This is a genomic window from Mycobacterium sp. NGS41 (assembly GCF_059812725.1).
In genome coordinates, this window is record NZ_JCALDF010000014.1 from 19,805 (window position 1) to 41,032 (window position 21,228).

The 21,228-nt window shown below is 66.6% G+C and carries 20 protein-coding genes; 7 read left to right on the top strand and 13 right to left on the bottom strand.

Annotation, left to right across the window (positions count from 1 at the left end; translation table 11 throughout):
- Nucleotides 1-243 precede the first annotated feature (243 nt).
- From AC5Y21_RS14585 to AC5Y21_RS14595, 3 genes are all read left to right on the top strand, one after another.
- Nucleotides 244-522: a GlsB/YeaQ/YmgE family stress response membrane protein gene (locus AC5Y21_RS14585; RefSeq protein WP_499913168.1), complete on the top strand. Its 279-nt coding sequence runs from the start codon at nucleotides 244-246 to the stop codon at nucleotides 520-522.
- Nucleotides 523-676: 154 nt separating this feature from the next.
- Entirely contained in the window at nucleotides 677-976 is a 300-nt protein-coding gene (locus AC5Y21_RS14590; RefSeq protein WP_499913169.1) for a GlsB/YeaQ/YmgE family stress response membrane protein, read from the top strand.
- Nucleotides 977-1,023: 47 nt separating this feature from the next.
- Complete coding sequence (locus AC5Y21_RS14595; protein ID WP_499913170.1) at nucleotides 1,024-2,052, top strand: zinc-binding alcohol dehydrogenase family protein; 1,029 nt, start codon at nucleotides 1,024-1,026, stop codon at nucleotides 2,050-2,052.
- 6 nt (nucleotides 2,053-2,058) lie between these two features.
- Here the strand turns inward: AC5Y21_RS14595 and AC5Y21_RS14600 are convergent, their stop codons facing one another.
- The 4 genes from AC5Y21_RS14600 to AC5Y21_RS14615 form a co-directional block, all read right to left on the bottom strand.
- A complete protein-coding gene (locus AC5Y21_RS14600; RefSeq protein ID WP_499913171.1) occupies nucleotides 2,059-2,829 on the bottom strand; it encodes a CPBP family intramembrane glutamic endopeptidase in 771 nt (256 codons plus the stop codon).
- A 30-nt stretch (nucleotides 2,830-2,859) separates the two neighbouring features.
- Nucleotides 2,860-3,525, bottom strand: a complete 666-nt coding sequence (locus tag AC5Y21_RS14605; RefSeq protein WP_499913260.1) for an MOSC domain-containing protein — start codon at nucleotides 3,523-3,525, stop codon at nucleotides 2,860-2,862.
- 131 nt (nucleotides 3,526-3,656) lie between these two features.
- Nucleotides 3,657-6,062, bottom strand: coding sequence for a phosphoketolase family protein (locus AC5Y21_RS14610; protein WP_499913172.1), 2,406 nt, complete (start codon nucleotides 6,060-6,062; stop codon nucleotides 3,657-3,659).
- Between the two features lie 46 nt (nucleotides 6,063-6,108).
- Nucleotides 6,109-6,957, bottom strand: coding sequence for an SDR family oxidoreductase (locus AC5Y21_RS14615; protein ID WP_499913173.1), 849 nt, complete (start codon nucleotides 6,955-6,957; stop codon nucleotides 6,109-6,111).
- 149 nt (nucleotides 6,958-7,106) lie between these two features.
- Here AC5Y21_RS14615 and AC5Y21_RS14620 point away from each other — a divergent pair, with 149 nt between their 5' ends.
- Both AC5Y21_RS14620 and AC5Y21_RS14625 read left to right on the top strand, forming a co-directional pair.
- A complete protein-coding gene (locus AC5Y21_RS14620) occupies nucleotides 7,107-8,594 on the top strand; it encodes an acetyl-CoA acetyltransferase (RefSeq protein WP_499913174.1) in 1,488 nt (495 codons plus the stop codon).
- Between the two features lie 141 nt (nucleotides 8,595-8,735).
- Complete coding sequence (locus tag AC5Y21_RS14625) at nucleotides 8,736-10,847, top strand: NAD-dependent epimerase/dehydratase family protein (RefSeq protein ID WP_499913175.1); 2,112 nt, start codon at nucleotides 8,736-8,738, stop codon at nucleotides 10,845-10,847.
- Nucleotides 10,848-10,850: 3 nt separating this feature from the next.
- On the opposite strand, the gene AC5Y21_RS14630 is transcribed toward AC5Y21_RS14625, so the two are convergent.
- The 7 genes from AC5Y21_RS14630 to AC5Y21_RS14660 form a co-directional block, all read right to left on the bottom strand.
- A complete protein-coding gene (locus tag AC5Y21_RS14630) occupies nucleotides 10,851-12,092 on the bottom strand; it encodes an NAD(P)/FAD-dependent oxidoreductase (protein ID WP_499913176.1) in 1,242 nt (413 codons plus the stop codon).
- Nucleotides 12,093-12,141: 49 nt separating this feature from the next.
- The gene (locus AC5Y21_RS14635) at nucleotides 12,142-12,867 is read right to left on the bottom strand and encodes a DUF72 domain-containing protein (protein WP_499913177.1); all 726 of its coding nucleotides are present in this window, start codon (nucleotides 12,865-12,867) and stop codon (nucleotides 12,142-12,144) included.
- Nucleotides 12,864-13,499 (bottom strand): HhH-GDP family DNA glycosylase, encoded by a 636-nt coding sequence (locus tag AC5Y21_RS14640; RefSeq protein ID WP_499913178.1) that lies wholly within the window; start codon nucleotides 13,497-13,499, stop codon nucleotides 12,864-12,866. The genes AC5Y21_RS14635 and AC5Y21_RS14640 overlap by 4 nt, the downstream gene beginning before the upstream one ends.
- Nucleotides 13,500-13,543: 44 nt before the next feature.
- Nucleotides 13,544-13,876, bottom strand: coding sequence for a TfoX/Sxy family protein (locus tag AC5Y21_RS14645; RefSeq protein WP_499913179.1), 333 nt, complete (start codon nucleotides 13,874-13,876; stop codon nucleotides 13,544-13,546).
- Complete coding sequence (locus tag AC5Y21_RS14650; RefSeq protein ID WP_499913180.1) at nucleotides 13,876-14,271, bottom strand: nitroreductase family deazaflavin-dependent oxidoreductase; 396 nt, start codon at nucleotides 14,269-14,271, stop codon at nucleotides 13,876-13,878. The genes AC5Y21_RS14645 and AC5Y21_RS14650 overlap by 1 nt, the downstream gene beginning before the upstream one ends.
- Nucleotides 14,272-14,344: 73 nt before the next feature.
- Nucleotides 14,345-16,675, bottom strand: coding sequence for an endopeptidase La (gene lon / locus AC5Y21_RS14655; RefSeq protein WP_499913181.1), 2,331 nt, complete (start codon nucleotides 16,673-16,675; stop codon nucleotides 14,345-14,347).
- Between the two features lie 100 nt (nucleotides 16,676-16,775).
- On the bottom strand, nucleotides 16,776-17,327 hold the full coding sequence (locus AC5Y21_RS14660; protein WP_499913182.1) for a CGNR zinc finger domain-containing protein: 552 nt from the start codon (nucleotides 17,325-17,327) through the stop codon (nucleotides 16,776-16,778).
- Between the two features lie 224 nt (nucleotides 17,328-17,551).
- On the opposite strand from AC5Y21_RS14660, the gene AC5Y21_RS14665 reads away from it, so the two are divergent.
- Entirely contained in the window at nucleotides 17,552-18,229 is a 678-nt protein-coding gene (locus AC5Y21_RS14665; protein WP_499913183.1) for a hypothetical protein, read from the top strand.
- On the opposite strand, the gene AC5Y21_RS14670 is transcribed toward AC5Y21_RS14665, so the two are convergent.
- Nucleotides 18,226-19,458: an alpha-hydroxy acid oxidase gene (locus AC5Y21_RS14670; RefSeq protein ID WP_499913184.1), complete on the bottom strand. Its 1,233-nt coding sequence runs from the start codon at nucleotides 19,456-19,458 to the stop codon at nucleotides 18,226-18,228. The genes AC5Y21_RS14665 and AC5Y21_RS14670 overlap by 4 nt on opposite strands.
- Nucleotides 19,459-19,476: 18 nt before the next feature.
- Here AC5Y21_RS14670 and AC5Y21_RS14675 point away from each other — a divergent pair, with 18 nt between their 5' ends.
- Nucleotides 19,477-19,914, top strand: coding sequence for a DUF1810 domain-containing protein (locus AC5Y21_RS14675; protein WP_499913185.1), 438 nt, complete (start codon nucleotides 19,477-19,479; stop codon nucleotides 19,912-19,914).
- Between the two features lie 3 nt (nucleotides 19,915-19,917).
- Here the strand turns inward: AC5Y21_RS14675 and AC5Y21_RS14680 are convergent, their stop codons facing one another.
- Entirely contained in the window at nucleotides 19,918-21,222 is a 1,305-nt protein-coding gene (locus AC5Y21_RS14680) for an alpha-amylase family protein (protein ID WP_499913186.1), read from the bottom strand.
- Nucleotides 21,223-21,228 lie beyond the last annotated feature (6 nt).

Here is a 21,228-nt window from a genome sequence, read left to right on the forward strand (position 1 = left end):
CACCGGCTTCAGACGTGCCCGCGCCGGCAGCAGGTGCACCGGCATCGCCGTCGCAACCCGCCGCTCCCGCCGGCCCCGCTCCCGCCGGAGAAGTCACTCCTACCCCCGCACCTGCGCCGCGGACCCTACCGGTCTAATCCGGCGACTCCGGCCACTGGAGCGTTTGCGCGCGTCCGGTTGACCAGACCTGTACCGGGTATACCTTCGGTGTCTTTGTCATCGGTCAACGCGAAGGAGCTCGTCGTGGTCTGGCACGTCATTTGGATGATTGTCCTGGGTCTTATCGTCGGCCTGATTGCGCGAGCTATCGTGCCCGGCAAGCAGGCGATGGGGTGGATCGCTACGGCGTTGCTCGGCATCGTTGGGGGATATGTCGGCGGCACGTTGGGAAGCGTGGTCTTTCCACCGCACAAATTCACCATCACGCCTCCGATCAATCACTCGTTCTGGGGCGCGCTGGTCGGCGCGGTGATCCTGTTGCTGATCTACAAGCTCGTCACCTCGCGCACCAGGACCTTGTAGGCGAGTCAACTCCTGCGGCTCCGGCGTGATCGCTACGTCCCGGATAGCTGGCGCGCCCTTGTTCTGCGCGACATTGTTTCCCTAGACGAGGTATACCGAAATCACGGCCCAGCAACTGAGCTGGGCTTTGCCTGCGATTGTTAGGAGCCCCCTCATGGACGTCATGGCAGCTACCGAATACTTGGCACGCTCAACAACCACGACGAGCGTCGGCGTGATCGGCTACATCATCATCGGCGGCCTCGCCGGATGGGTTGCGAGCAAGATCGTCAAGGGCGGTGGGTCCGGCATCTTGATGAACATCGTGATCGGCATCGTCGGCGCGCTGATCGGCGGCTTCCTGCTCAGCTTTGCCTTCGACACCGCGTCCGGCGGCTGGTTCTTCACCTTTCTCACCGCACTCCTGGGCTCGGTGATCCTGCTCTGGATCGTCGGCATGGTGCGTCGGACCTAGCGGCGCTAACCCGTTGCGGCCGTGGCGGATAGCAGCATGATGGGGTGATGACGCCAGAGGTGACCACGACGACGATGAGCGCGTGGCAGGTGCGTCGGCCCGGTCCGATGGACAGCAGCCCGCTCGAGCGGGTAACCACCGAGGTCCCGCGTCCTGCACCGTCCGAACTGCTGGTGGCGGTACGCGCGTGCGGCGTGTGCCGGACCGACCTGCATGTCACCGAGGGCGACCTGCCGGTGCATCGCGAGCGGGTGACCCCCGGCCACGAAGTGGTGGGAGAGGTAGTCGAGCTGGGCGCTGAGGCCGGCGACGAGTTCAGCGTGGGGGACCGGGTGGGCATCGCCTGGCTGCGGCACACCTGCGGGGTGTGCAAATATTGTCGCCGCGGCGACGAAAACCTGTGCCCCAAGTCCCGCTACACCGGCTGGGACGCCGACGGCGGGTACGCCGAATTCGCCACCGTCCCAGCGGCTTTCGCTCACCACCTACCGAGCGGCTACAGCGACAGCGAACTGGCGCCGTTGCTGTGCGCCGGGATCATCGGATACCGCTCCCTGCTGCGCGCCGAGCTACCAGCCGGTGGCCGGCTGGGTCTCTACGGCTTTGGCGGCAGCGCCCACATCACCGCGCAGGTCGCGGTGGCGCGAGGCGCCGAGGTGCATGTGATGACCCGGGGCGCCGCGGCGCGCGAGCTGGCGCTGGACCTTGGTGCCGCGTCGGCTCAAGGCGCCGCCGATCCGCCGCCGGTGCCGCTGGACGCCGCGATCCTGTTCGCCCCGGTCGGTGATCTGGTGCTGCCCGCAATGCAGGCGCTGGACCGAGGCGGCACATTGGCGATCGCGGGGATTCATCTTTCCGATATTCCGGCCCTCAATTACCAGCGTCACCTGTTCCAAGAGCGTCAGATCCGGTCGGTCACGTCCAACACCCGGGCCGATGCGCGTGCGTTCCTCGACTTCGCGGGGGAGCATCACATCGAGGTCACCACGCCGGAATACCCGCTCGGACAAGCGGACCAAGCGCTAACCGACCTCAGCTCCGGGCGTATCGCCGGCGCGGCGGTGTTGCTGGTCTAACCGGGTCTAGGTGGACAGGTGCCAGACCAGCGCAGCGGCCAGGGCGCCCATCCCGTTGAGCGACCAATGCAGCGCGATCGGCGCGATCAGGCTGCCGCTGCGCCGTCGCAGCCAGCTGAACACAAATCCGGCGGCGCCGGTGGCCAACACCGCCAGCGTCACGCCCGCCAGCATCCCCGCGATCCCGCCGCCGAACAGCCGGGTGAACCCGACGTTGCCGCTCGTCAGACCCAAGGACGTCGCGACATGCCAGAGGCCGAACAGCAGCGAGCCCATCAGCGCCACACCGCGAAAACCCCAGGCCCGATTGAGCGCGCCGTGCAGCACACCGCGAAAGGCCAGCTCCTCGGGGATGACGGTCTGCAGCGGAATGATGACCATCGAGGCGATCACGGCGCCGGAGATGGTCGCGTAGTGGTGATTCATGAACATCGGCCGGGTCATCGGCAACAGCACTCCGACCGCGATCACCGACAGCACGACGGCCACCGCAGCCACCGCGTAGCCGATCCCGGATCTCCAGTGTTCGCGGCCCAGTCCGAGTTCGGCCCAGTCCAGACCCCGCCACCGGACCAGGGCCACCAAGCCGATGGCGGCGGCCGGGACGGTGGCGATGCTCGCCCACGGTGTGGTGAAGTGCGCGATCAGGTTGGTCAACACCAGCACCGCGACGACCACGGCAATGTCGATGTGGATCCGGAACCGATCTAACCCCGCAGCCGGCGACACCAGCGCATCGAGCACGCTGGCAGGGGCTTGTTCCGTAGCTTCACGCATCGTGGCGAGTCTACCTGCGGCTGAGCGGCGTCAACGTTCGTTGGACGCCAGGCGGCGGCGCGTGTAGTCCTGCAGCTCCGCTGATAACGCGTCTGCCACCAGCAGCTTTGGCAGCAGCTCAGGTTGGGACATACGGGCGCGAAAGACCAGCTCGATGGTCACGTCATGATCGGGCCGGTAGTCGATCGTGATCTCGTCGCCGGCGCGCACCGGTCCGGGCTCGATTACCCGGAAGTAGGCCCCCGGCTTTCCGGCCTGGGTGAAAGTCTTGATCCAGTGGTTCAACTTCAGGAATGCGACGAATGTCCGGCACGGCGTCCTGGGCGCGGACACTTCTAGCAGCGGGCCATCGGTGCCGATGCGCCAGCGTTCACCGATTCGCGCGTTGGTCACATCGACGTCCGTCGTGGTCAGGTTCTCGCCGAACATTCCATTGGTGAGTGTGCGGTTCAGGCGGGTTTCCCAGTCGTCCAGGTCTTCTCGCGCGTACGCGTAGACGGCTTGATCGTCACCGCCGTGAAATTTCTTGTTACCGATGGTGTCGCCGACCAGCCCGCTGCCGAGACCGCTGAGCATCGGCCCTGGTGCGCGCACTATGACCGGTTCGCCTACCGGCAATTTGTCGATGCCCGTCAGCTTTGACAGCGCACGCGGATCCGGGTTCTCCCGAGCACGAGCCACGTTGACCGACAACACAGCCGCCACCCGCCCAGGCTAGCGTTGCGGAGCCGAAGACTCCCAGGCTCGATGGGTCGTCTCGCTCCCGTCACGACCTCCGCTCGTTCCGCTCGCTCGACTCCCAGGCTCGATGGGTCGTCTCGCTCCCGTCACTCGCTCCGCTCGTTCCGCTCGCTCGACTCCCAGGTCCAGCCGGCGATCAGCGGGTCGTCCTCACCATGCTCACGCGTGTAGCGACGTGCCGCCAGCCGCGCATCGGCCATCCGCTGACGCAGCATGGCGGCTCGGCTACCCAGCCCGTCCACCCGGTCGATGACGTCCATCACCAGATGAAACCGGTCGAGATCATTCAGCATCACCATGTCGAAGGGCGTCGTCGTAGTGCCGCGCTCCTTGAACCCCCGCACATGCATTCCGGCGTGATTGGTGCGGCGATAGGTGAGCCGGTGAATCAGCCACGGATAACCGTGGTAAGCGAAGATGACCGGCTTGTCGCTGGTGAACAGCGCGTCGAATTCCCTGTCGGGCAACCCATGTGGGTGCTCGGACTCGGGCTGCAGACGCATCAGGTCGACGACATTGATCACCCGCACCTGCAGGTCGGGCAATTCACGTCGCAGGATGTCGGCGGCCGCCAGAATCTCCAGCGTCGGGATGTCGCCGGCGCAGGCAAGCACCACGTCGGGCTCGCCTCCCTCGGATCCAGCGGTGCTGGCCCACTGCCAGATGCCCAGCCCTCGGGTGCAGTGCGCGATCGCGTCCTCCATCGGCAGGTAGGCCAATGCGGGCTGCTTGCCGGCGACGATCACGTTGACGTAGTCGCGGCTGCGCAGGCAGTGGTCTGCCACCGACAGCAACGTGTTGCCGTCCGGTGGTAGGTAGACCCGCACGATCTCGGCGCGCTTGTTGGCCACCAGGTCGATGAACCCGGGATCCTGATGAGATGCGCCGTTGTGGTCCTGACGCCACACATGCGAGCTCAGCAGGTAGTTCAGCGACGCGATCGGCCGCCGCCAGGGCAGCTCAAGGCAGGTGGACAGCCATTTCGCGTGCTGGTTGAACATCGAGTCGACGATGTGCACGAATGCCTCGTAGCAGTTGAACAGGCCGTGGCGGCCGGTCAGCAGATACCCCTCCAGCCACCCCTGGCACAGGTGCTCGGACAGCACCTCCATCACACGGCCGTCAGGCGCCAGGTGATCATCGTCAGGTCCGGTCTTCGAGAGCCAGACCTTGCCGGTCGACTCGAAAACGGCCGACAGCCGGTTGGACGCCGTCTCGTCGGGACCCATCAGCCGGAAGTTGTCGGGGTTGCGGGTAATGACATCCCGCAGGAACGCCCCCAGCACGCGGGTGGCCTCATGGGTCGCGGCGGCCGGTTCAGTCACCTCCACCGCATAGTTGCGGAAGTCCGGGAGGTCCAGGTCGCGCAGCAGCAGACCGCCGTTAGCGTGCGGGTTGGCGCTCATCCGCCGATCACCGCTCGGCGCGGCCGCCTTCAGCCCGAAACGCAGCGCGCCGTGTTCGTCGAACAGCTCCTCGGGGCGGTAACTACGCAGCCACTCTTCCAGTTGTGCTCGGTGCGCGGGGTTTTCGTGCGTCTCGGCCAGCGGAACTTGATGTGCACGCCAGGTGCCCTCCACCTGCTGACCGTCCACCACTTTCGGCCCGGTCCAGCCCTTGGGCGTGCGCAGCACGATCATCGGCCACACCGGCCGCTGGGTCTGGCCGGAGTCGCGCGCCGCACGCTGAATGGCCGCAATGTCGTCGAACGCCTCGTCCAGCGCGCCGGCAAGCTGCTGATGCACGGAGGCCGGCTCGTCGCCGGCGACCACGATTGGGCGATAGCCGTATCCACGCAACAGCGCTTCCAGCTCGGCGTGCGGGATGCGGGCCAACACGGTCGGGTTGGCGATCTTGTATCCGTTGAGATGCAGGATCGGCAACACCGCGCCGTCGACGGCCGGGTTGAGGAACTTGTTCGAGTGCCATCCCGCGGCCAGCGGTCCGGTCTCGGCCTCGCCGTCTCCGACCACACAGGCCACCACTAGATCTGGGTTGTCGAAAGCCGCGCCGTAGGCATGCACCAGCGCGTAACCGAGCTCGCCACCCTCGTGGATCGAACCCGGTGTCTGTGCGGCGACGTGGCTGGGGATGCCGCCGGGGAAAGAGAACTGGCGGAACAGCTTTCGCATGCCGTCGGTGTTTTCGCCGATACCGGTGTACACCTCGCTGTAAGTGCCTTCGAGGTAGGCGTTGGCGACCAGGCCCGGACCGCCGTGACCGGGCCCGGTGACATAGATGACGTTGGCGTCGCGGTTGCGGATGATCCGGTTCAGGTGCGCGTAGATGAGGTTGAGTCCGGGCGTGGTGCCCCAGTGTCCCAGCAGCCGGGGTTTGACGTGCTCAGCCGACAGGGGCTCGGTCAGCAGCGGGTTGTCCAGCAGATAGATCTGGCCGACCGACAGATAGTTGGTCGCGCGCCAATACGCGTCGATGAGGGCCAGTTCGTCGTCGGAAAGCGTGTCGGGCTTCGTTGCGGTTTCTGAGCTCATCTGGCCGATTGTCCCGGCCTCCGGTAAACGGCGCGCTAAGCGGTGCTCATTCTTCGCCGCGAGCCCGGGCTTCGTAGGCCTTGCGCTGCTCGACGTCGACGTCATCGGTGAAGACGTGCTCGCCGCCGAGCATGCGGTTCAGTCCCTCGCGAAAGACGCGCGGCATGAACACCTGCGACGCAACCATGGCGCCGGCCGCCCTGGTGACCCGTACTCGCGGCTTGGGGCGAGCGATGAGCCCGACGATCGCGTCGGCGATTTCTGACGGCTCGGCGTTCCGGAATCCCCTGGCGCCGTGGGTGCCCGAGATGAGTTCGGTGTTGACGAACGACGGCGACACCATGGAGAACTTGACGCCGGCCTTGCGGTACTCGAGCCGCGCCGAATCGGTGAATGCGACGACGGCATGCTTGCTGGCGCAGTAGGTGGCCAGCCCCGCGGCATAGATTTCCCCGGCCAGCGAGGCGACGTTGATGACGTGCCCGCGCCCACGGGGAACCATGCGCTGCGCGGCCAGCTTGCTGCCCAGGATGACGCCGTAGACGTTGATGTCCAGGATGCGGCGGGTCACCGCCTCGGGCTCGTCGATGATCCGGCCGACGGGCATGATGCCCGCGTTGTTGACCAGCACGTCGATCGGGCCGAGTTGGCGCTCTACCTGGTCCAGGAAATCCGAGAATGAACCCCTGTCGGTGACATCGAGTTTGCCGTAGACCTCGAGGCCGAGGTCGGCGCCTGACTCCTTCACCGTCGACTCGTCGATGTCGCCGATCGCGACCTTGGCGCCCAGCTTGTGCAGCGCGGTCGCGGTGGCTAACCCGATACCCCGGGCGCCGCCCGTGACTACGACAACCTTGTCGCGGACCTTGAGACCGACGGATGCGGTGTCTGCCATTTTCGTCCCTTCGGGGTCTTGACGGGTGTCAACTGCCGGTCCGGTAAGCACAGCACGCGGCGTCAGACTGCGCAATATCCGGCGCTGCAAGCGACGGGACTGTGAGCGGCCGGGGCGCCTCCATCATCGGGCTGCGATAGGTTCGGTCCATGCCAGTCGACCCCAGGACGCCCGTGCTGATCGGCTACGGCCAGGTCAACCATCGCGACCCGATCGAGCCGGAGACACGATCCGTCGAACCGGTCGACCTGATGGTCGCGGCGGCCCAGCAAGCGGGCGATTCCCGCGTTCTGCACGCTGTGGACGCGATCCGCGTCGTCAACATCCTGTCGGCACAGTACCGCGACCCGGGGCTGCTGCTCGGCCAACGGATCGGCGCCAGCAACTTCACCACCCTGTACAGCCCGGTCGGTGGCAATGTGCCGCAGTCGCTGGTCAACCAGGCGTGCCTGGACATCCAACAGGGACGCGCCGGCGTGGTGCTGCTGGCCGGCGCCGAAACCTGGCGTACCCGCAGAGGGCTGAGGGCCAAAGGCAGCAAACTGGTGTGGACGGCACAGGACGCATCGGTGCCGGAGGCCGAAGTGGCTGGCGAGGACGTCCCCTTGGCCGGAGACGCCGAGCTCAGGATCAAGCTGGACCGCCCGGCCTACGTGTACCCGCTGTTCGAACAGGCGCTGCGCATCGCCAACGACGAATCGTTGGAGGACCATCGCAGGCGTGTCGGCGAGCTGTGGGCACGCTTCAATGCCGTCGCGGTAGACAATCCGAACGCCTGGATCCAAAAACCGGTGACCGCCGAGGAGATCTCGCGACCCGGCCCGCAGAACCGGATGATCAGCTGGCCCTACACCAAGTTGATGAACTCCAACAACATGGTCGACCAGGGCGCCGCGCTCATCCTGACGTCGGTCGAACAGGCGCAACGCCTGCAGATCCCGGCCGAGCGCTGGGTTTATCCGCAAGCGGGCGCCGACGCGCACGACACCTTCGCCATCGCCGAGCGCGCCGAGTTGCACCGGTCCCCGGCCATCCGGATAGCCGGCGCGCGCGCCCTGGAGCTGGCCGGCCTGGCGGTTGACGACGTCGACTATGTCGACCTGTACTCCTGCTTTCCCTCCGCCGTTCAGGTTGCGGCCGCCGAACTCGGCCTCAGCATCGACGATCCCGGCCGCCCGCTGACCGTCACCGGTGGCCTGACCTTCGCGGGTGGTCCGTGGAGCAACTACGTGATGCATTCCATCGCCACCATGGCCGAGCTGCTGGTGGCCTATCCCGGACGGCGTGGTCTGATCACGGCCAACGGCGGCTACCTGACCAAGCACAGCTTCGGCGTCTACGGCACCGAACCGCCGGCCCAATCTTTCCGTTGGGAGGACATGCAGTCGGCGGTAGACCGGGAGCCCGTCCGGAAAGGGTTGACCGAATGGGAGGGCACCGGCACCGTCGAAGCCTGGACGACGCCGTTCAACCGGGAAGGCCAGCCCGAAAAGATCTTCCTGTCGCTCCGCACGCCGGACGACGCACGCACGCTGGCGGTGATCGCCGATCCCGCGGCCGCTGAGATGTCGGTGCGTGAGGATATCGCCGGCGCCAAGGTCGCCGTCCACGTCGACGGCGCGGCGACGTTGCGCTAGCGCAGTTGGCTACCGCCGATTTGCCGGCTCAGCCTGGTCAGATCGCGCCGTAGACACAAGAGCGAATTTTGACGTGACAGCAAAAGCGGCGCGAACCGCGCCGAAGTGCCTATTGTCGAAGGTGTTGGGAGGTGAGTCGGGGTGCGGATCCTGCTAACCGGTGCCACCGGAGCAGTCGGCCGTCTCATGGCGCGCCACCTGATCGCAGCGGGGCACTCGGTCACCGGCATCGCGCACCGCCCGCACGCATACCTGCCATCCTCGGTCGAACTCGTCTGCGCCCCACTGAGTGCACCAATCCTGCAAGACCTGGCCCAAGACGCCGATGCGGTGATCCATCTGGCCCCGGTGGACACCACCGCGCCCGGCGGCGAGGGCATCAACGGCGTCGCGCATGTCACCCATGCAGCCGCCCGTGCCGGTGCTCGGCTGCTGTTCGTCTCCCAAGCCGCGGGACAACCAGAGTTGTACGGCCCGGCCGAAACGCTGGTTTCCACGAGTTGGGCGCCGAGTCTGGTCGTCCGCATCGCACCGCCGGTCGGCCGCCAGCTCGACTGGATGGTGTGCCGCACCGTGGCCACGCTGCTGCGCGCCAGGGTCACCGAGCGGCCGATGCGGGTGCTGCACCTCGACGATCTGGTCCGGTTCCTGGTCGCGGCGGTGAGCACCGACCGCACCGGCGTCGTCGACCTGGTTACCCCGGACACCACCAACATGGTCACCGCATGGCGGCTGCTGCGATCCGTCGACCCGCGTTCGCGGGTGCACCGGGTTCGCAGCTGGGCAGAGCTGTTTCCCCCGATGGATATCGCTGCTGTGCAAGAGGATTGGCGCTTCGAGTTCGGTTGGCAAGCGAGCGAGGCTGTCGTCGACACGGCGCGAGGACTGGTGGGACGCCGGCTCGACGCCGCCGGCGCCACCTACCACCCTGGTCAACTCGCACTTCCCGTGGAAGCTCTGCCGCGGACGTTCCACCGGCTGCGATCCGCGGCGCCCGAGGGACTGGAGGGTGAGTTCGACGACCGCATCGATCCACGGTTCCCGGTCTTCAGCGCTACCAGCCTGGCCGAGGCACTGCCGGGACCGTTGACGCCGATCACGCTGGACGTCCAGCTGAGCGGATTGCGCACGGCGAGCCGGGTGATGGGACAGCTACTGGCACTGGGCGGCGTCGTCGACAACGAATGGGGGAGCAGAGCCATTGCGGTGTTCGGCCATCGCCCCTATGTCGGGGTCTCGGCCAATGTCGTCGCCGCCGCCCAGCTACCGGGGTGGGACCAGCAAACCGTCACCGAGCGCGCCCTGGGCGAGCAGCAACAGAGCACTCAGCTGTTACCGTTCGGCCGTCCTCAACTGGCAGGCGGGCCGCTCGGGTCGGTCGCCAAAGCGGTCGTCACGGCGCGGTCGCTGGTTCTGTTGCGCCATCTGCGCGCCGACACGCAGGCATACAGTGCGGCCGCGACGGCAGAGCACTTGGATGCGGCGCGGCTGACGTCGCTGCCCGACGCGAGCCTGCAGGTGCGGATACCGCTGTTACGGGACCGAATTCACCAAGGTTGGATCCTCACCGCAATGTGGGTGATCGACAGCGGCGTGACGGCGGCAGCGCTACAGCACACCAGCGCTGGCGGCCATTTGTCCGGCGTGGGCACGATGATGGAAAGCGGTCGCGTCGCCGCGCAGACCGCGTCGTTGGCTGAGGCGTTGCGGCGCGATCCGCAACTGCTCGCGCTGGCCCGCGGCGGCGATCTCGACGGTGTGCGCGTGCTGTTTCCGGATACCGCAGCCGCTCTCGATGCGGCCCTCGTCCGGATCGGGCACCGCGGGCCGGGCGAAGCCGAGCTGGCGACTCCGATGTTCGGCGACGACCCGGCCATGCTACTGATGGCGGCCGCCGAAGTCGCTGAAGAACCCGCCGAACCGGCGCCGCCGACAACCCTGGCCCGGCGGTTTGCCGACAGCGCCCGCGGCTCGCGGGAACTGGCCCACGACGCCACCCTTCGCTTTACCCATGAGCTTCGGATGACGTTGCGCGAGTTGGGATCTCGGCGGGTAGCGCCGGACCTGATCGACGTCGTCGACGACGTGTACTACTTGACGTGCGACGAAGTGGTCGCCATGCCGGCCGACGCCCGACTCAGGATCAAGCGTCGGCGCGCCGAACGCGACCGCTTGCAGGTACAGCGCCCACCCGATGTCATCGACAGGGCGTGGACGCCCGTGGACCGTACTGACGGCCCCGAATCCATCTAGCGATCAACCGAGCAGGTCCGCCAGCGGCGACTGCGGATCGGCCAGCTTGTCGGCATCGACCGGAGTCTTGGACCGGATCAGGGCTTTCACGTCGTCCAGGACGTCCCAGATATTGACGTTCATCCCGGCCAGCACCCGGTTGTCGCCGTCGAGCCAGAAGGCGACGAACTCACGGCCCGCCACGTCGCCCCGGAACACCACCCGGTCGAAGCTGGGCGCGTGCCCGGCATACTCCATGCCCAGGTCGTACTGATCGGTGAAGAAATAGGGCAGCTCGGTGTATTCGCCTGGCTTGCCAAGCATTCCGGCCGCGGCCACCGCGGGTTGCTTGAGCGCGTTGGCCCAGTGCTCGGTGCGGATCCGGGTAGCGAACAGCGGATGCTCGGCGGCGGCGATGTCGCCGACCGCGTAGATGTCGGGGTCGCTGGTGCGCAGCGATGCGTCCACGAGCACGCCGCCCTGAACGTCTGAGCCCATGGAAAGCCCGGCCTGTTCGGCGAGTTCGATGTTGGGCTTGGCGCCGACGGCTACCAGCACGGTGTCGGCGGCGACCGTCGACCCGTCGCGCAGCTTCAGCCCGGTCGCCTTGCCCTCTGCCGTCGAAATCTCCTCGACCTGCGCCTCCAGGCGCAGGTCCACTCCATGGTCGCGATGCAGCGCGGCGAACACTGCGCCGACGGTCTCGCCGAGCGCGGCCATCAGCGGTTGCTTGGCGGCCTCGACGACGGTGACGTCGACACCGCGCTGACGGGCAGCCGCGGCCACCTCCAGCCCGATCCATCCGGCGCCCACCACGGCAAGCGAACTTCCATCGGCCAAAACGGAATTCAGTGACGCGGCATCGGCGAACGTACGCAGATAGTGGACGCCGCCGGCATCGGATCCAGGTATCGGTGGACGCCGCGACGCTGATCCGGTCGCCAGCAACAGTTTGTCGTAGCTGATCGTAGTGCCGTCGGGCAACCCGACGGTATGCCCGGCGGGATCCAGCGAGCAGACCCGCAAGCCCAGTCTCAAGTCGACGTTGTGGTCGCGGTACCAGTCGGAGTTGTGCACGGTGAAATCGCTGAGCGATTTCTTGAAGGCCAGATACTCCTTGGACAGCGGTGGGCGTTCGTAGGGCAGCGGCTCTTCTTCGCCGAAGAAGATAATCTGCCCGTCGAAGTCATTGTCGCGCAATGCTTCTACCGCTTTAGCTCCGGCGAGCCCGCCGCCAACAATGACGAATGTGGTCGAGCTGGCCATGGTCGCTGCTCCATTCTGTTGTCGACGGTGCCAGCCTACTCGGGGCAGCTCAGCTCAGAAGTTTGCGCAGCGTAAGCGCATTGCGCACGGCGTGACCGCCGAGGTCGTTGTTGAAATACATCCAGACGTCGCGGCCGTCGTCGCGCCATTGCGTGATCCTGTCGGCCCAGCGGCGCAACTCATCGTCGGTGTAGTTGCCTGCGTAGATGGAATCCTGAGGCGGGCCGTGCATCCGGACGTAGACGAAGTCGGTAGTGGCTCGGGGAACGCACGGGAGTCCCGCGCCGCTCATCACTACATAGCCGGCGTGGCGGCGCTCCAGCAATTCGTATACAGCAGGGTCATCCCACGACGGATGGCGCAGCTCGACGGCCACGCGGATCGACCGCGGGACCGCACCCAGGAAGGCGTCCAGCCGCACGTCGTCGCGCTGTTGCCCAGGGTGCAGCTGCACCAGCAGCACTCCGCGGCGATCACCCAGCACTTCCCAACAGCGTTCGAACCGCTCGATCCAGGGTTCGGGCGAGGCCAGGCGACGGTAGTGGGTCAATCCTCGATGCGCTTTGACTGACATGGTCGTGCCGTGCGGCATCTGATCGCGCCACGCCGCGAACGTCGAATCCTTAGGCCAGCGGTAGAAACTGGCGTTGAGCTCGACCGTGTCGAACGTCTCGAGAAATCGGGCAAACCGCTTGGCGGAGGCTAGTTTTGGCGGATAGAGCACATCGGTCCAGTGGTCATAGGACCAGCCCGACGTGCCGATTCGCACCGTCACGGGCTGCTCAACCGGCGCAGTTCGTCGTCCAGCGACGCCCGCACCAGGGCCGCGGCCAGGCGGGCGTTGGCGCGCGGAGCCAGCGATGCGAGTTTCGTTGCGCTGGTGGGCAGGCCGAGCTGCTTTGCCGCGGAAGTAGCCCGATCGTCGAAATACGGCCGCGCCCAGGTCCAGACGTCTTGGACTTCGCGCAGGTAGATGTCGGCGCCGGTGTCGCCGATTCCCTTGAATTTCTTCAGCATTCGCTTCGCCGCGCTAACGTCGCGGTTGCTGCGGTCGGCGACTCCGCGCAGGTCACCGCCGTACTCGTCGCGGACGTGCTCGGCGATGTCGGTGAGCCGGGTAGCCGAGCTTTCGTCGTAGCGCACATAGTGAGCACGGCCGAACGCACTGATCATGGTCTGCCGGTCGGACGCCAGCACCGATTTCGGCGTGCGCAGACCGGCCTTGAACAACTCGCGGGCCGCGCTCGTCGCGATGGCGGCGTCGATCGGCTTGCTGGCCAGCATGCAGAGCACCAGCAGCTGAAACAGCGGCATCGGCTTGTCTTTGAGCGTGATTCCCGCTTCGGCTGCGTAGGTGGTGCCGGCGACCTTGAGCAGCCGTCGCGCCACCCGCTGGGGCTGATCCATACCCCGCCGCGTACCCGCGCGGCGCGGCCGCAAACTCCGAACGCCTACTTCGGCGGCAGCGTGCGCGCGTAATCCACGCCGCGGTTGACCCAACCCTGAAGTTGCCGTTTGGTTTTGACGCCGTCGGTGTCGACGCGTAGCCAGCCCCGCATCTCCCGGCCCCCCATCACCATGAGACTGACGTGCGCGCGTGCCAGCAGTTTATCGGTCTCGTCCGGCGGTACCCGCACCAGCAGCCCGCCCTGGCCGCTGGCGGCCACCGACATGTTGCCGTTAACCAGGAAGGCCAGCCCGCCGAACATCCGCTTCTCCTCGACACCACGCTGGGGGCCGAGCAATTCGCGGATCCGGTTGGCCAGGTCTTCGTCGTACGCCATCAGTCCAGGTCGACTCGAATGGTGAGCAGGTCGCTACCCATCAAGCGCACGACCGCGCTATTAAGCCGAGGCAGGTTTCCAAGCCGCCGCACTGGATCGTCGTCAGGCAGCAGATGCGCGGTTCCGTTGCGCCACTTTCCGCCGACGCGCACCCGTACCGCCGGGTTGGCCTTCATGTTGCGCACGTAGTCGGAGTGTTCGCCGTGTTCGGAGACCATCCAGAACTGGTTGTCGATCACCTTGCCACCCACGGCGGTGTGCCGCGGTTGTCCGGACTTGCGGCCGGTGGTTTCGAGCATGGTCACCGGCAAATTCCGGCCGATCGGATTGACCACGAGGCGTTGTACGCGATGGACCAACTGTCGTTTCAGACTCACGGGTCTATTCAACTCCATGCAGGCTCCGAACGTGACGACACCGTCACGCTCGCCGCCTAACGTGACGCCACCGTCACGCTCGATGGACGGGTCAGGCAGCGGCCGTTGCCTTAGCCGCTTGGCCCTCTGAAGGCGCCAGCGCCAGTGCGACGATCTCGGCGACATCGGTCATCGGCTTGACCGTCAGGGCGTCGAGCACTTCGGCGGGAACGTCGTCCAGATCCGGCTCGTTGCGCTGCGGAATGAAAACCGTTGACAATCCTGCGCGTTGGGCTGCCAGCAGCTTCTGCTTCACACCGCCGATCGGCAACACCCGGCCGTTCAGCGTGACCTCACCGGTCATGCCGACATCCGAGCGCACTTGCCGGCCGGTGGCCATCGACACCAGCGCGGTCACCATCGTCACCCCGGCTGACGGGCCGTCCTTGGGCACCGCTCCCGCCGGCACGTGCACGTGGATGCGCCGGTCCAGCGTCGTGGGGTCAACGCCCAGCTCCGCAGCGTGCGAGCGCACAAAAGACAACGCGATCTGCGCCGACTCCTTCATCACGTCGCCCAACTGCCCAGTCAGCTGCAAACCGGCTTCACCGTCGGTGGCGCCGGCTTCGATGAAGAGCACGTCGCCGCCCAAGCCGGTGACGGCCAGGCCGGTGGCTACACCAGGCACCGCGGTGCGTTCGGCCGATTCCGGCGTGAACCGCGGCCGTCCCAGGTAGCCGACCAGATCGGGCTCATCGATGATCATGGGCGCCTGCTCGTCGGCGAGCTTGGTGGTCACCTTGCGTAGCGCCTTGGCCAGCAGCCGCTCGAACTGCCGCACACCCGGCTCGCGGGTGTAGTCGGCGGCGATCTTGCGCAGCGCGGCCTCGGTCACCGTGACCTCGTCGTCGCTCAGCGCCGCCCGCTCCCGCTGCCGGGGCAGCAGGTAGTCGCGGGCGATGGCCACCTTGTCGTCCTCGGTGTAACCGTCGATCTGCACCAGCTCCATGCGGTCCAGCAGCGCCGACGGGATGTTCTCGATCACGTTGGCGGTGGCCAGAAACACCACGTCGGACAGGTCCAGGTCCAAATCCAGGTAGTGGTCGCGGAACGTGTGGTTCTGCGCCGGGTCGAGCACCTCCAGCAGCGCCGCGCTCGGGTCGCCGCGGTAGTCGGAGCCGACCTTGTCGATCTCGTCCAGCAGCACAACGGGATTCATCGACCCCGCCTCGCCGATCGCACGCACGATGCGGCCCGGCAGCGCGCCGACGTAGGTGCGCCGGTGCCCGCGGATCTCCGCCTCGTCGCGCACGCCGCCCAGCGCGACCCGCACGAACTCGCGGCCGAGCGCCCGCGCGACGCTCTCACCCAACGACGTTTTGCCCACGCCCGGTGGGCCGGCCAGCACCATCACCGCGCCGGAACCGCGGCCGCCGACGACCTGCAAGCCACGCTGCGCCCGACGGGTACGCACGGCCAGGTATTCGACGATGCGGTCCTTGACGTCTTCCAGCCCGTGATGGTCGGCGTCCAGGGTCTCCCGCGCCGCCTTGAGGTCCGTCGAGTCCTCGGTCCGCACATTCCACGGCAGGTCCAGCACGGTGTCCAGCCAGGTCCGGATCCAGCCGCTCTCCGGGCTCTGGTCGCTGGCGCGTTCCAGCTTGCCGACCTCGCGCAGCGCGGCCTCGCGAACCTTCTCGGGCAGGTCAGCGGCCTCGACGCGGGCCCGGTAATCATCGGAACCATCCGGTTCACCTTCGCCGAGCTCTTTGCGGATGGCCGCGAGTTGTTGCCGCAGCAGGAATTCCTTTTGCGTCTTCTCCATGCCGTCGCGCACGTCTTCGGCGATCTTGTCGTTGACCTCGACTTCGGCCAAATGCGAACTGGTCCAGTCGATGAGCACGCGCAACCGCTCGGCGACATCGGCCGTCTCCAGCAGTTGCCGCTTCTGCACGTCGCTCAGGTAGGACGCATAACCCGACGTGTCGGCCAGCGCCGACGGGTCGGTCAGGCTGTTGACATAGTCGACGATCTGCCAGGCCTCGCGACGTTGCAGCATGGCCAGCAGCAGCTTCTTGTATTCGGCCGCCAGAGCCTTGACGTCGTCGGTCACTTCCTGGTCCGCGACCTCGCTCACCTCGACCCACAACGCGGCCCCGGGCCCGCTGGCGCCCGCGCCGATGTGCGCGCGGCGCTCACCGCGCACGACCGCGGCGGTGCCACCACCGGCGATGCGTCCGACTTGCAGAATCTTCGCGACCACGCCGTGCGACGGGTACCGGTCCTCCAGCCGGGGGGCGATCAGCAATTGACCTGATTCACTGGCCTGAGCGGCGTCGATCGCGGCCCGAGCGGGCTCGTCCAGCGCAATCGGGACCACCATTCCGGGCAGCACTATGGTGTCGGTCACAAACAGCACCGGCACCGATTTGGCGTCAGCCATCAATCCTCCAAAGTTTGAGTCCGATGCGCTCAACCTTGTTGACGGCCGGTTTGTTCCCGGCTTGATTTCGCTAACAGCGTCACGCCGGCGTGAGGCTCGGTCAGTGCTGGCCTTCCACCGCGCGCTGACGGGCCCGGAAGGCTTGCACCTTGGCGCGGTTGCCGCAGGTACTCATCCCGCACCAATGCCGGTTCTTGGCTCGCGACGAGTCCAGGTAGAGCCGCGTGCATCCGGGATGGGCACACCGCTTGACGTTGATGAAGTCGTCGTCGGCCAAAAGTTCGAGCAGATCCGCGGCCAGGCTCGCGAGCAACTGTGCGGTGGTGCCACCGCGGCTGACCGACCCGTTTCTGCGCAGCCGAGGTGTCAGGCGGGGCTGAGCGGCCCAATCGTTGATGAGTGTGACGTCGGCGGGTCTCGGCCCGCGGCGGTCGAGTCGGGCGATGACGGTCCGGTAGATGGCTTCGCGCAGTGCGATTGCGGCCGCGAGGTCGTCATCGGTGACATCGATCGATGTATCCGAGAGCCCCGCTTGAACCGCCCAGTCCGACAGCCGTTCGGGGTCCGTCAGCAGATCCTCACGTTGGGAGTCGCGCCGTTTCACCGTGCCGGCGAAGTCCAGGCAGTCGCGGCCGCTCACGTAGACGAACATCACAAGTAACCACCTTGACGGGTTTCACTACCGCGCGCAAGCTGTAACCATCTAGATCGGTTACCAAACCGTTACCCGAACGTGTGAACCCAAGCAGCACTTCCGACGTGTGACGAAGTAACGAAATGTGAAAGGAGCCAACCCGAATGGATCTCGACCGCATCACCCGTCCGCTGAGGTTAGCCAGAGGATCGCACCAACCCGGGTCGGGCAAAGGGTGCGCGATGAACGTGATCTCATACATCAACGGCGACGAGCGGATCACCGACTTCCCCGCCTGCTCGGCCCGCCCGCTGAGCCTGCTCGTCCAGACGTGTAACGACCTGCTGGCGGGGTCCGACGGCTACCTGTCACCGGAAAACAGCGTGCTGGCCCTCGACCTTGCCTGGCAGACCGTGGGAACCGCGGACGTCCCCCAGACCGTCGTGCATGCCTGGGTGGCGGAACTGCTGACCAATCCCAGCTGGGGAGTGCTTCAGTACGCCCGGCTCACCGCGCATAAGGCGATCATCGACATCGCCAAGCTGCACCGTGCTGCGGCCTCGGGCGACATGCCGGCGATCACCGAATGGAAGGCCGCCGATCGCGCCGCCCGCGCCGTGGCGGCGAACCTGACTGGCGCCGGAATGTATGCCCTGTGGACGGCGTTTGAGTCGGCCACCGTCGTCGATGACCGGCCGTTGGTCACGTTGGATCACGTGGTCGCGCACGCCGAGAATGCCCATGCGCTGGCGTCCGGGGGCACCAGGGTCGGCCGGACCGTCGCGTTCACCCGGCAGGCGATCGCTTCCTGGCGTGAACTCGGTGTGCCGAGCAGTCGCAAAAGCCGCCAAAACAGGCGCGAATTGGGCGATTTTGCGTTCCCCCGCAAGCGGGAGGTGCCCCCAGCTCGCCGAGGTTAGCCGGGCACCAGCCGGCGCAACTGCGTCACGTGCCTGGGCGAGAGTTCCTCCAGGCAAGTGACGCCGAGCAGCGCCATGGTCCGGGTGATGCCGCTTTGCAGAATGTCGATCGCGCGCTTGACACCGGCCTCGCCACCGGCCATCAGCCCGTAGAGGTAGGCCCGGCCGACCAGCGTGCACCGTGCCCCCAGTGCCACCGCGGCGACGATGTCGGCGCCCGACATGATGCCGGTATCCATCAGGATCTCGGTGTCCTTGCCGACCTCGCGCGCAACCGCCGGCAACAGATGGAAGGGCACCGGCGCCCGGTCGAGCTGGCGACCTCCGTGATTGGACAAGACGACGCCGTCGGCGCCGCGATCGACAACCGTGCGGGCATCGTCCAGCGTCTGGATCCCCTTCACCACGAGCTTGCCGGGCCACCGATCCTTGATCCAAGCCAGGTCGTCGAAGGTGACGCTGGGATCGAACATGGTGTTCAGGTATTCGCCCACGGTTCCTGACCAGCGATCCAGCGACGCGAAGGACAGCGGCTCGGTGGTGAACAGGTCGAACCACCAGCGCGGGTGCGGCAACGCGTCGAGCACGGTGCGCAGCGTCAGCGCCGGCGGAATCGACATTCCGTTGCGGACGTCGCGCAACCGGACGCCGGCGACCGGAACGTCGACGGTGACCAGCAGGGTGTCAAAGCCCGCATCGGCGGCCCGCTTGACCAACGCCATCGAGCGGTCCCGGTCACGCCACATGTAGAGCTGAAACCATTTGCGGCCCTGCGGAACCGCTGTCACCACATCTTCGATCGCACAGGTGGCCAGGGTGGACATCGCGAACGGGATGCCGGCTGCGGCCGCGGCCCGGGCCCCGGCGATCTCACCTTCTGTGTGCATCAACCGGGTGAACCCGGTCGGCGCGATGCCGAACGGCCACCCGACCGGCTGACCGAGGACGTCCCAGCCGGTGCACACGTTGGTGACGTCGCGCAGGATCGTCGGGTGAAATTCGATGTCGCGGAAGGCCTGCCGGGCGCGCTGGATGGACAGCTCGTCCTCTGCGGCGCCGTCGGTGTAGTCGAACGCCGCCTTGGGGGTGCGCCGTTTCGCTATCCGGCGCAGATCGTCGATGGTCAGCGCGGCGTCGAGGCGGCGCTTGGTGCGGTTGAGCGCAGGTCGTTTGAACTGGATCAACGGCGCCAGGTCGCGCACCCTGGGCACCTGTCGTTTGGTGGCCATGTATGCAACCGTAGTCACATGGCCCCGCCTGGCGACCCGTTCGACCTGCAGCGTTTCGTGGACGCTCAGGACAGGGTCTTCAGCAGCGTCATCGACGAGCTGCGCGGCGGACGAAAGCGCAGCCATTGGATGTGGTTCGTCTTCCCGCAGTTGCGCGGGCTGGGCCACACGCCGATGGCGGAGCGCTACGGCATCTCCTCGCTCGAGGAAGCCCGGGAGTATCTGCGGCATGACGTGCTGGGCCCGCGACTGCATGACTGCACGCGGCTGGTCAACCAGGTGCAGGGCCGCTCCATCGACCAGATTTTCGGCTCGCCCGACGACCTCAAACTGTGCTCGTCGATGACACTGTTCGCCATTGCCACAGACCACAACCAGGACTTCGCCGAACTTCTCGACAGGTACTACGACGGCCGGCAGGATCCGCTCACCCTGACCCGCCTGGGCCTTAAATAGGCCTTAAATAGGTTGAAGTATCCGCCAGCCGTGCGGTTCGACGACCACCGCGTCGACGACCTCGTGCGGCGGCGCCGCCGATCCGGCGAGGACGTGTGCGTGCGCCATGCCCAGCTCGTTCAGCACCACGTGCATCGGCTCGTCGTCGATGTTGAGCGCCACCAGCAGCGCATCCTCGCCGCCGCGGGCCTGATAAACGTAGTGCCGGTTGTCCAGCCGCAAGGCGGTGGTCGCTGCCGCATGCAGCCACGGGTGCCGACGGCGCAGCCCGACCAGATACTGGTGCAACGCCCACACTTCGGCACCCGCTTCGTCCAGTGGCATTGGGGGAGAACCGAACTCTGGGCGCACCGCGTCGTCTCCGCCGTACCGCTCTTCCTTGACACCGGCAAAACCGAGCTCGTCGCCGGCGTACACGCTGGGCACTCCGCCGACGGTCAGCAGAATCACCAGCGCATGGGCCAAATGTTCGGGGCGCTCGAGGCGGCTGGCGATCCGGGTGACATCGTGATTGCCGATGAATGTCAGCGGCACGAACTCGGCCAGAAACTCGTTGTGCCGCTTCAGCGCCCAGTCCAGCTCGAAGAAGTTGCCGTCGTTGAGCCCACTCCAGATAGCCTTCCACAGCTCGTACTGGGTTGCCGAGTCGAATCCGGCGGCTTTGACCACCGCGGCGTAGTCGCCGTGGATGAGCTCGCCGACGAACCACGCGTCGGGATGACGCTCGCGTACCTGCGGCAGTACTGCTGCCCAAAATGATTGGGGTACAGCATAAGCCGCGTCCAGTCGCCAGCCGTCGGCGCCGCGGCCCAACCAGTGCGACATGACGCCGACGGTGTAGTCGACCACGGCGGGATTGTCGTGGTTGAGGGTGACGAGCTCGGAGTGCCCTTCGAAGGTATGGAAGCGACCCGGTCTCCCGCGAAACCAGCGCGCCGATGCGTCATCGTGCGGCGCTTCGCGACAGCGGGGGAAGTCGGTACCGACGTGATTGAACACCCCGTCGAGCAGCACCCGCAAACCGCGGGCGTGCGCCTCGGCAATCAGATGATCGAAGTCGGCGTCGTCGCCCAACCGTGGGTCGATGCAATAGTTGTCAGTGGTGTCGTAGCCGTGCGAGCGCGAAGCGAAGATCGGCCCCAACGCAATCCCGGATGCCCCCAATTCGATGGCGTGGTCGAGCCACGCGACCAGCCGCCGGAGCCGGTGCTCATCCGGTCCCGGCGGCTGATCCGTGGGAAACCCGCCGACGAAGCCCAGCGGATAGACCTGCCACCAAATGGCATGCTCTATCCAGGTGGGAGTCACGGCGCA

Coding starts and splice junctions, on each gene's coding strand:
- AC5Y21_RS14675 (WP_499913185.1), top strand. CDS start 19,477: ATGGCCCCGCCTGGCGACCCGTTCGACCTGCAGCGTTTCGTGGACGCT.
- AC5Y21_RS14670 (WP_499913184.1), bottom strand. CDS start 19,458: ATGGCCACCAAACGACAGGTGCCCAGGGTGCGCGACCTGGCGCCGTTG.
- AC5Y21_RS14650 (WP_499913180.1), bottom strand. CDS start 14,271: ATGGAGTTGAATAGACCCGTGAGTCTGAAACGACAGTTGGTCCATCGC.
- AC5Y21_RS14645 (WP_499913179.1), bottom strand. CDS start 13,876: ATGGCGTACGACGAAGACCTGGCCAACCGGATCCGCGAATTGCTCGGC.
- AC5Y21_RS14615 (WP_499913173.1), bottom strand. CDS start 6,957: ATGGCAGACACCGCATCCGTCGGTCTCAAGGTCCGCGACAAGGTTGTC.
- AC5Y21_RS14630 (WP_499913176.1), bottom strand. CDS start 12,092: ATGGCCAGCTCGACCACATTCGTCATTGTTGGCGGCGGGCTCGCCGGA.
- AC5Y21_RS14660 (WP_499913182.1), bottom strand. CDS start 17,327: ATGTTCGTCTACGTGAGCGGCCGCGACTGCCTGGACTTCGCCGGCACG.
- lon (WP_499913181.1), bottom strand. CDS start 16,675: ATGGCTGACGCCAAATCGGTGCCGGTGCTGTTTGTGACCGACACCATA.
- AC5Y21_RS14640 (WP_499913178.1), bottom strand. CDS start 13,499: ATGGATCAGCCCCAGCGGGTGGCGCGACGGCTGCTCAAGGTCGCCGGC.
- AC5Y21_RS14600 (WP_499913171.1), bottom strand. CDS start 2,829: ATGCGTGAAGCTACGGAACAAGCCCCTGCCAGCGTGCTCGATGCGCTG.
- AC5Y21_RS14620 (WP_499913174.1), top strand. CDS start 7,107: ATGCCAGTCGACCCCAGGACGCCCGTGCTGATCGGCTACGGCCAGGTC.
- AC5Y21_RS14610 (WP_499913172.1), bottom strand. CDS start 6,062: ATGAGCTCAGAAACCGCAACGAAGCCCGACACGCTTTCCGACGACGAA.
- AC5Y21_RS14590 (WP_499913169.1), top strand. CDS start 677: ATGGACGTCATGGCAGCTACCGAATACTTGGCACGCTCAACAACCACG.
- AC5Y21_RS14665 (WP_499913183.1), top strand. CDS start 17,552: ATGAACGTGATCTCATACATCAACGGCGACGAGCGGATCACCGACTTC.
- AC5Y21_RS14595 (WP_499913170.1), top strand. CDS start 1,024: ATGACGCCAGAGGTGACCACGACGACGATGAGCGCGTGGCAGGTGCGT.